Origin of the sequence: Klenkia sp. PcliD-1-E, assembly GCF_024124375.1 — a bacterium.
GTDB lineage: Bacteria > Actinomycetota > Actinomycetes > Mycobacteriales > Geodermatophilaceae > Klenkia.
Genome location: NZ_JAMXRZ010000157.1, coordinates 1 through 8206, shown reverse-complemented (window position 1 = coordinate 8206; position 8206 = coordinate 1). Strand labels below are relative to the sequence as shown.

Annotated in this window: 9 protein-coding genes; 2 read left to right on the top strand and 7 right to left on the bottom strand. The window is 75.1% G+C overall.

Annotated elements, in window-relative coordinates; all coding sequences use genetic code 11:
* A partial coding sequence (locus tag NH342_RS20755) for a CAP domain-containing protein (protein ID WP_253017900.1) occupies positions 1-555 on the top strand: 555 nt, incomplete at its 5' end.
* Between the two features lie 81 nt (positions 556-636).
* Here the strand turns inward: NH342_RS20755 and NH342_RS20750 are convergent.
* The 5 genes from NH342_RS20750 to NH342_RS20730 all read right to left on the bottom strand — a co-directional run bounded on the left by NH342_RS20750 (position 637) and on the right by NH342_RS20730 (position 5160).
* Positions 637-1521 (bottom strand): hypothetical protein, encoded by an 885-nt coding sequence (locus tag NH342_RS20750; protein WP_253017898.1) that lies wholly within the window; start codon positions 1519-1521, stop codon positions 637-639.
* Positions 1522-1727: 206 nt separating this feature from the next.
* Positions 1728-2945 (bottom strand): NADP-dependent isocitrate dehydrogenase, encoded by a 1218-nt coding sequence (locus tag NH342_RS20745; RefSeq protein ID WP_253017896.1) that lies wholly within the window; start codon positions 2943-2945, stop codon positions 1728-1730.
* Positions 2946-2979: 34 nt separating this feature from the next.
* Complete coding sequence (gene mdh / locus NH342_RS20740) at positions 2980-3927, bottom strand: malate dehydrogenase (protein ID WP_253017894.1); 948 nt, start codon at positions 3925-3927, stop codon at positions 2980-2982.
* A 48-nt stretch (positions 3928-3975) separates the two neighbouring features.
* Entirely contained in the window at positions 3976-4275 is a 300-nt protein-coding gene (locus NH342_RS20735) for a DUF3017 domain-containing protein (protein ID WP_253017892.1), read from the bottom strand.
* A gap of 21 nt (positions 4276-4296) precedes the next feature.
* Complete coding sequence (locus tag NH342_RS20730) at positions 4297-5160, bottom strand: bifunctional methylenetetrahydrofolate dehydrogenase/methenyltetrahydrofolate cyclohydrolase (RefSeq protein ID WP_253017890.1); 864 nt, start codon at positions 5158-5160, stop codon at positions 4297-4299.
* 99 nt (positions 5161-5259) lie between these two features.
* Between NH342_RS20730 and NH342_RS20725 the strand changes: the two genes are divergently transcribed.
* The gene (locus NH342_RS20725) at positions 5260-5946 is read left to right on the top strand and encodes a hypothetical protein (RefSeq protein WP_253017888.1); all 687 of its coding nucleotides are present in this window, start codon (positions 5260-5262) and stop codon (positions 5944-5946) included.
* Here NH342_RS20725 and purH read toward each other — a convergent pair.
* Together purH and purN are read right to left on the bottom strand one after the other, a co-directional pair.
* The gene (purH, locus tag NH342_RS20720; RefSeq protein WP_253017881.1) at positions 5943-7493 is read right to left on the bottom strand and encodes a bifunctional phosphoribosylaminoimidazolecarboxamide formyltransferase/IMP cyclohydrolase; all 1551 of its coding nucleotides are present in this window, start codon (positions 7491-7493) and stop codon (positions 5943-5945) included. The genes NH342_RS20725 and purH overlap by 4 nt on opposite strands.
* Entirely contained in the window at positions 7490-8080 is a 591-nt protein-coding gene (gene purN, locus NH342_RS20715) for a phosphoribosylglycinamide formyltransferase (RefSeq protein ID WP_253017880.1), read from the bottom strand. Before purN ends, purH begins: the two co-directional genes overlap by 4 nt.
* Positions 8081-8206 lie beyond the last annotated feature (126 nt).

Sequence of the window (8206 nt, the reverse complement as noted above, 5' to 3'; positions counted from 1 at the left end):
ACCTCGGCGGTCCCGACGTCGGCCGAGCCGGTGCCGACGACCACCACCCCGACCACGACCACGCCGCCGACCACCACGGCCGCGCCCACGACCACCGCCCCGCCGCCCACCACCGAGGCCGCCCCGCCTCCTCCCCCGCCGGCCACCACCCCGGCGCCGGCCGCGGCCCCGGCCGCCGACCCGGGCGTCGAGGGCCAGGTCGTGGCGCTGGTGAACACCGAGCGGGCCGCCGCCGGGTGCGGGCCGGTGACCGCCGACGCCGGGCTGGCCGGGGTGGCCCGCGCGCACAGCGCCGACATGCGCGACCGCGGCTACTTCAGCCACACCACGCCCGAGGGCCGCTCGCCCTGGGACCGGGCGGCCGCGGCCGGCGTGACCGGGGCCTCGGCGGAGAACATCGCGCAGGGCTACGGCGACGCCGCGTCGGTGATGGCGGGCTGGATGGACAGCCCCGGCCACCGCGCGAACATCCTGGACTGCAGCAACACCCGCCTGGGCGTCGGCGTGGCCCAGGGCCCCGGCGGCCCCTGGTGGACCCAGCTCTTCGGCCGCTGACCCGCCCACGTCCCGGGCCCCGATGTCGGGGACATCGGTCCCTGCTTCTCCCACCCGACCCCGATGTCCCCGACATCGGGGTCACCTGGCGCGGAGAGCGACCAGTGCGCGGACGCGGGTGACGACCTCGTCGGGACGGCGGAGGTCCGCCGCAGTCAGGTGCAGCACCAGCCAGCCGGCCTCCGTGAGGCGGTTGAGTCGTCGCCGGTCCTTCGCGAGTTGGCCGCCCTCGCCGTGCCAGGCCCCGTCGTACTCGACCGCGATGCGCAGGTCCGGCAGCGCCAGGTCGACGCGGGCCACCCACCGCCCGTCGTGGTCCCGCACCTCGAACTGGGGCACCACGGGGAAGCCGGCCCGGACCAGGAGGACCCGGGCGCGCGACTCCTGCGGTGACTCGGCGCGCCCGTCGGCGAGCTCCACCGCCCGGACCGCCCGCCGACTACCCGGGCCGGCGAGGCCGGGCACCGTCCGCCGGAGCGCGGCGTGCTCCACCGCGCCCCGGGCCAGCAGCAGGTCGACGAGGACGACGGCCTCGAGCGTGGGCTCCCAGCGGGCGGCGTCGGACGCCGTCCGCAGGCCGGCGGTGAACCGCAGCCCCCGGAGCTCCGTGACGTCGGCCGGGTCGACCACGCCCTGCCGGATGCGCAGGCCCGTCACCGGTCCGAACCGGTGCTCCCGCGGCACCAGCACCTCGACCGGCGTCGATGCGTCGGCCGCCTCCCTCGCGCCGAGCAGCCAGGCCGCACTCCGCCCGGCGACCACCGCGGCGGGTGGCAGCACGAGCCGCGCCGCGGCCAGCCGCAGACCGTGGGTGTCGGGGAGGGCAGCGTCGGCGTAGACGCCACGCATCACCCGCCGCCAGACCGCGCTGCGCAACTGCTCCGGCGTGACCCACCCGCGCTCGCACGCCGTCCGCCCGAGGAAGACGCGGCCGACCAGCGGGGCGGGGCGATGGGCAGGAGGCACGGTCGCAGCTTCCCCCGGCCGCGGGTGCCTGCCCGAGTTGTCCACAGGGCGGGCGGTGGCGCCCCGCCGATGTCGGGGACATCGGGCCCTGTCGGCGATGCCCGACCCCGAAGTCCCCGACATCGGGCCCAGACACACCACCGGCCCGGGACGGGCGACGGCTCCCGGCGCGTGGGCGCCGGGGGCCGTCGAACGGGTGCAGCGGCTCAGGCGGCCATGGCCTTCTGCAGGTTGGCGTCGATGGCGGCGAGGAAGTCCTGCGTGGTCAGCCAGGGGGCGTCCTTGCTGATCAGCAGGGCGAGGTCCTTGGTCATCTGACCGCCCTCGACCGTCTCGATGCAGACCCGCTCCAGGGTCTCGGCGAACTCGGTCACCTCGGGGGTGCCGTCGAGCTTGCCGCGGTGGGCCAGGCCCCGGGTCCAGGCGAAGATCGACGCGATCGGGTTCGTCGAGGTCTCCTTGCCCTGCTGGTGCTGGCGGTAGTGCCGGGTCACGGTGCCGTGGGCGGCCTCGGCCTCGACGGTCTTGCCGTCCGGGGTGGCCAGCACCGAGGTCATCAGGCCCAGCGAGCCGAAGCCCTGCGCCACGGTGTCGGACTGGACGTCGCCGTCGTAGTTCTTGCACGCCCAGACGTAACCGCCCTCCCACTTGAGGTTGGCCGCGACCATGTCGTCGATGAGCCGGTGCTCGTAGGTGATGCCGGCCGCGTCGAACTTGTCCTTGAACTCCGCGTCGAACACTTCCTGGAAGATGTCCTTGAACCGGCCGTCGTAGGCCTTGAGGATCGTGTTCTTCGTCGACAGGTAGACCGGGTAGTTGCGGGCCAGGCCGTAGTTCAGCGAGGCGCGGGCGAAGTCCCGGATGGACTCGTCGAGGTTGTACATCGACAGCGAGACGCCGGCGCCGGGGGCCTGGAAGACCTCGCGCTCGATCGGCTCGGAGCCGTCCTCGGGGGTGAAGACGACCTTCAGGGTGCCGGCCGAGGGGAACTTGAAGTCGGTGGCCCGGTACTGGTCGCCGTAGGCGTGGCGGCCGACGATGATCGGCTTGGTCCAGCCCGGCACCAGGCGCGGCACGTTCTGCATGATGATCGGCTCGCGGAAGATGACGCCGCCGAGGATGTTGCGGATCGTCCCGTTCGGGGAGCGCCACATCTGCTTGAGGCCGAACTCCTCGACCCGCGCCTCGTCGGGGGTGATGGTGGCGCACTTGACGCCGACGCCGTGCTTCTTGATGGCGTTGGCCGCGTCGACGGTGACCTGGTCGTCGGTGGCGTCGCGGTGCTCCATGCCCAGGTCGTAGTACTCGAGGTCGACGTCGAGGTACTTGAGGATCAGCTCGTCCTTGATGAACTGCCAGATGATCCGGGTCATCTCGTCGCCGTCCAGCTCGACGACCGTGCCCTTGACCTTGATCTTGCTCACGTGGAAGTGATCCCTCTCTGTTGAACGCCGACCCCTACAGGTCGGCGACGTCCGCCTGCTTGGTCCGTACGGCCTCGGCTGCCTCGCGCAGCCCGGCCAGCTCGTCGTCGGTCAGGTCGCCCTCGACCACCCGACGGACACCCTCGCGACCGATCTCGGCCTCGACGCCCAGGTACACCCCGGAGATCCCGTACTCGCCGTCGACCCACGCGCACACCGGCAGCACCGCACCGGAGTCCTCGATGACCGCCTTGGCCATCCGCGCCGCGGCCGCGGACGGCGCGTAGTACGCCGACCCGGTCTTCAGCAGCGCGACCACCTCGGCCCCGCCGTTGCGGGTGCGGTCGACCAGGTGCGCGATGCGGTCGGCGGCCAGGACGTCGGCCAGCGGCTTCCCGTCGACGGTGCAGCGGCTGGGCACCGGCACCATCGTGTCGCCGTGGCTGCCCAGGGTCAGCGTGCGCACCGAGGAGGTGGGGACGCCGAGCTCGCGGGCCACGTTGTCGGTGAACCGGGCGGTGTCGAGCATCCCGGCCTGGCCCATGACCCGCTGCGTCGGGAAGCCGGTGGCCAGCTGGGCCAGCGCGGTCATCTCGTCCAGCGGGTTGCTGACCACGATGACCACGGCGTCCGGGGAGGTGCGGGCGACGTTCTCGGCCACCTCGCGCACGATGCCGGCGTTGGTCTCGATGAGGTCCATCCGGCTCATGCCGGGCTTGCGCGGGAGACCGGCGGTGATCACCACGACGTCGGAGCCCTCGGTGCCCTCGTAGGACCCGCCGCCCACGCCGACGACCTCAGTCTCGAAGCCCTCGATGGAACGGGACTGGTTGATGTCCAGGGCCAGGCCCTCGGGCTTGCCCTCGAGGATGTCGGTGAGCACCACGGTGCCCACGACGTCGTACTGCGCCAGACGGAGTGCGGTGGTGGAGCCGTAGAAGCCGGAACCCACCACGGTGATCTTGCCGGGCTTCGTCGCCATGGCCGCCAACCTAGCGCCGGACCGGTGCGGCTGCGCCCCCGGGCCTGCTCAGCCCGGGGGGATCGCGAGCGCGACCAGGGCCAGGACCAGCCCGGTCCCGGTGGTCAGGACGACGTCGGTGGTCGTGCTGCGGACGGCGAGGAAGCCCAGCCGGCGCACCGGTAGCAGCATCCGCAGCACCCCCGCGCCGACCAGCGCCAGGCCGACCACGACGAGCCCGCGACGCCAGTTGCCCGCCGCCACCGCCAGCAGGCCGGCCGCGACCACCAGCAGCACCGCCGTCAGCGGCAGCTGCCGCAGCACCCCGGCCAGGACCGGCCGGCGGGCGTAGAGCGGGGTGCGGGCCACTGCGTCCTCCCTCGTCCTCCCTCAGGCCACCACGGGGGCGGCGGCCCGCTCGCCGAGCGCGACCACGTTGGCCAGCAGCATGGCCCGGGTCATCGGCCCGACACCGCCGGGGTTCGGGGCGACGTGGCCGGCGACGTCGACGACGTCGGCGGCGACGTCGCCGGCGATCTTCCCGTCCACCCGGCTCACGCCGACGTCCAGCACGGCCGCGCCGGGCTTGACCATGTCGGCGGTGACCAGCCCGGGGACGCCGGCGGCGGCCACGACGACGTCGGCGGTGCGGGTGTGCGCGGCCAGGTCGCGGGTGCCGGTGTGGCAGAGGGTCACGGTGGCGTTCTCGCTGCGGCGGGTGAGCAGCAGGCCCAGCGGGCGGCCCACGGTCACCCCGCGGCCGACGACGACCACCTCGGCGCCGGCCAGCGGGACGTCGAAGCGGCGCAGCAGCTCGACGATGCCCAGCGGGGTGCAGGGCAGCGAGCCGGGGATGCCCAGCACCAGCCGGCCGAGGTTGGTGGGGTGCAGGCCGTCGGCGTCCTTGTCGGGGTCGACGGCCTCGAGGACGGCGGCCTCGGAGACGTGCCGGGGCAGGGGCAGCTGCACGATGTAGCCGGTGCAGGCGGGGTCGGCGTTGAGCTCGGCGACGACGGCGAGGACGTCGGCCTGCGAGGCGTCGGCGGGGAGCTCGCGCTGGATGCTGGCGATGCCCACCTGCGCGCAGTCCTTGTGCTTGGCGTCGACGTACCAGCGGCTGCCGGGGTCGTCGCCCACCAGCAGGGTGCCCAGGCCCGGGCGTCGGCCGGCCGCGGCGAGCGCCTCGACCCGCTGCACGAGCTCGGTGCGGATGGTGGCCGCGGTCGCCTTGCCGTCCAGTCGCGTCGCCGTCACGCCGTCCAGTCTGCCGCACGGCCGACCCGCCGCCTCCCGGCGACGGCGACGTCGGTCTCCTAGGCTCGGCACTCGACCGGTTGCCGCCGAGGAGGACCCATGAGCCAGCCCGACGACGACCGCACCCGGGCCTTCCCCGCGGCGTCCGACCCCGCGCGCCGCACGCCCGACCCGGCGCCCGACCCTGCCGACCAGCAGACCACCGACGTGCACCCCGTCGCCCCGCTGCGCCAGGGGACGGCGCCCGCGCCCGTCGCGCCGCAACCCGCCCCGCAGGCGGCTCCCCAGACCTGGCGCCCGCCGGCCGACCAGGCCACCGCCCCGGCCTGGTCCACCAAGCCGGTCGCGGTCCGCCGCGCGGACTCCTTCGGCGCGCTGTGCCTGCTGCTGGCCGGGGTGGCCGCGGCGCTGAGCCTGCTGCTGCCCTGGGTGCCCGACGGCGCGACCGGCCTCGAGCTGGCCCGGCGGGTGGTCGACCAGGCCACGACCGACTGGACCGGGTTGTTCTCCACCGGTCTGTGGCAGCCCGGCGCGGTGCTGGCCGGCGGGGCGCTGCTGTTCCTGCTCGGCCTGTTGCTGCTGGTGCCGGCGCGGGCCCACCGCTTCCTCGGCCTGCTCGCGCTGCTGGTCGCCGGCACGGCGGTGGCCGGCGTCCTGGTGCCGCTGGCCGGCCGGGCCTGGCAGCCCGGCCGGTTCGACGTCGGCTTCTGGTTCGCCCTGGGCACCGCCGGGCTCGGTCTGCTCGGCGCCTTCAAGGCTCTGCTGACGGGGCCGAAGCTGCGTTAGTGCGCGAAGTGCCGGGTGCCGGTGAGGTACAGCGCGACGCCGGCCTCCGCGGCGGCCGCGACGACCTCCTCGTCGCGCACCGACCCGCCGGGCTGGACGACGGCGGTGACCCCGGCGTCCAGCAGCACCTGCAGGCCGTCGGCGAAGGGGAAGAAGGCGTCCGACGCCGCGACCGACCCCGCGGCCCGCTCCCCCGCCCGCTGCACGGCCAGCCGGGCGGCGTCCACCCGGTTGACCTGGCCCATGCCCACACCCACCGTGGCGCCGTCGGTGGCCAGCAGGATGGCGTTGGACTTCACCGCGCGCACCGCCCGCCAGGCGAACACCAGGTCGTCGAGGGTCGCGGCGTCGGCCGCCGACCCGGTGGCGAGGGTCCAGGTGGCCGGGTCGTCGCCCTCGGCCGAGACCCGGTCGACGTGCTGCACGAGGACGCCACCGCTGATCGGCCGGGACTCCACCGGGTCGGGGGCGGCGCCCTCGGGCATGCGCAGCAGCCGGACGTTCTTCTTGCGGGTCAGCACCTCGACGGCGTCGTCGGTGAACGAGGGCGCCACGACGACCTCGGTGAACACCTCGGCGATCTGCTCCGCGGTGGACAGGTCGACCTCGCGGTTGGCCGCGATGACCCCGCCGAAGGCCGAGACCGGGTCGCAGGCGTGCGCCTTGCGGTGGGCCTGGGCGAGGTCCGCGCCGACGGCGATGCCGCACGGGTTGGCGTGCTTGATGATCGCCACGCAGGGCGCCTCGTGGTCGTGCGCGGCCCGCCAGGCGGCGTCGGTGTCGACGTAGTTGTTGTAGGACATCTGCTTGCCGTGCAGCTGCGCGGCGTGCGCCAGCCCGGGCCGCCAGTGCCGGTAGAGGGCAGCGGCCTGGTGCGGGTTCTCGCCGTAGCGCAGCACGTCGGCCCGCTCCCAGCTGGCCGCCGTCCAGGCCGGGAAGCCGGACTCGTCGGGGGCCACGACGCTGCCCAGCCACGAGGCGACGGCGATGTCGTAGGACGCGGTGTGCCGGAAGGCGTCGGTGGCCAGCGCCTGCCGCTGGGCCAGGGTGGTGCCGCCGGACCGGACGGCGTCGAGCACGTCGGCGTAGCGGGCGGGGTCGACCACGACGGCGACCGACGGGTGGTTCTTCGCCGCGGCGCGCACCATCGCCGGGCCGCCGATGTCGATCTGCTCGATGCACTCGTCGGGGGTCGCGCCCGAGGCCACGGTCTCGCGGAAGGGGTAGAGGTTGACCACGACCAGGTCGAAGGCGGCGATGCCGAGCTCGTCGAGCTGCCGGACGTGGTCGGGCTTGCGACGGTCGGCCAGGATCCCCGCGTGCACGGCCGGGTGCAGCGTCTTGACCCGGCCGTCCAGGCACTCGGGGAAGCCGGTGACCTGCTCGACGGGGGTGACCGGGATGCCGGCCTCGGCGATGCGGCGGGCGGTGGCCCCGGTGCTGACCAGCTCGACACCGGCCTCGGCCAGCCCGCGGGCGAGCTCCTCGACGCCGGACTTGTCGTAGACGCCGAGCAGGGCGCGGCGGACGGGGGTGCGGTCGGTCACGGGCGGGCGCTCCTTGAGCTGGTGAGGGACACGAGGGTGTCGACGAGCAGCACCCGTTCGACGGCCTTGATGCGGTCGTGCAGGCGCTGCTCGTCGTCGCCGGCCAGCACGGGCACCGGGGTCTGCGCGAGCACCGGGCCGGTGTCCAGGCCGGCGTCGACGAGGTGCACGGTGGCCCCGGTGGTGGCCACACCGGCGGCCAGGGCGTCGCGGACGGCGTGCGCGCCGGGGAAGGCTGGCAGCAGCGCCGGGTGGGTGTTGACCAGCCGGCCCCCGAACGCGTCGAGGACCGCGGGGCCCAGCAGCTTCATGAACCCGGCGCACACCACCCAGTCGGGGCGGTGCGCGGCGATGCGCCCGGCGAGCGCGGCGTCCCAGGCGGCCCGGTCGGGGTGGCCGGCCAGCGGGACGACGAAGGTGGGCAGGCCGCGCTCGCGGGCGGCGGCCAGGCCGGGGGCCTCGCGGTCGGCGCCGACGGCGACCACCGTGAAGGCCGGCTCGTCGGCAGCGAGCAGGGCGGCGCAGAGCGTGCCGGCACCGGAGATGAGCACCACCACCCGGGCGGGGGGCGGGATCTCCGGCGACACGTACCGGGAGGCTACTCGGCGCCCCGGCGGGTCAGCGCCGCCAGCGGGTGACCGCGGCGGCCACCGCGGCGGCCAACCCGGCCTGCGCGGCGGTGGACAGACCGGTCGCCAGCGCGGGTGCGCCGA

What these genes read in the sequence shown, in the direction of transcription:
- NH342_RS20725 (WP_253017888.1), top strand. Translation starts at nt 5,260, where the DNA reads ATGAGCCAGCCCGACGACGACCGCACCCGGGCCTTCCCCGCGGCGTCC.
- mdh (WP_253017894.1), bottom strand. Translation starts at nt 3,927, where the DNA reads ATGGCGACGAAGCCCGGCAAGATCACCGTGGTGGGTTCCGGCTTCTAC.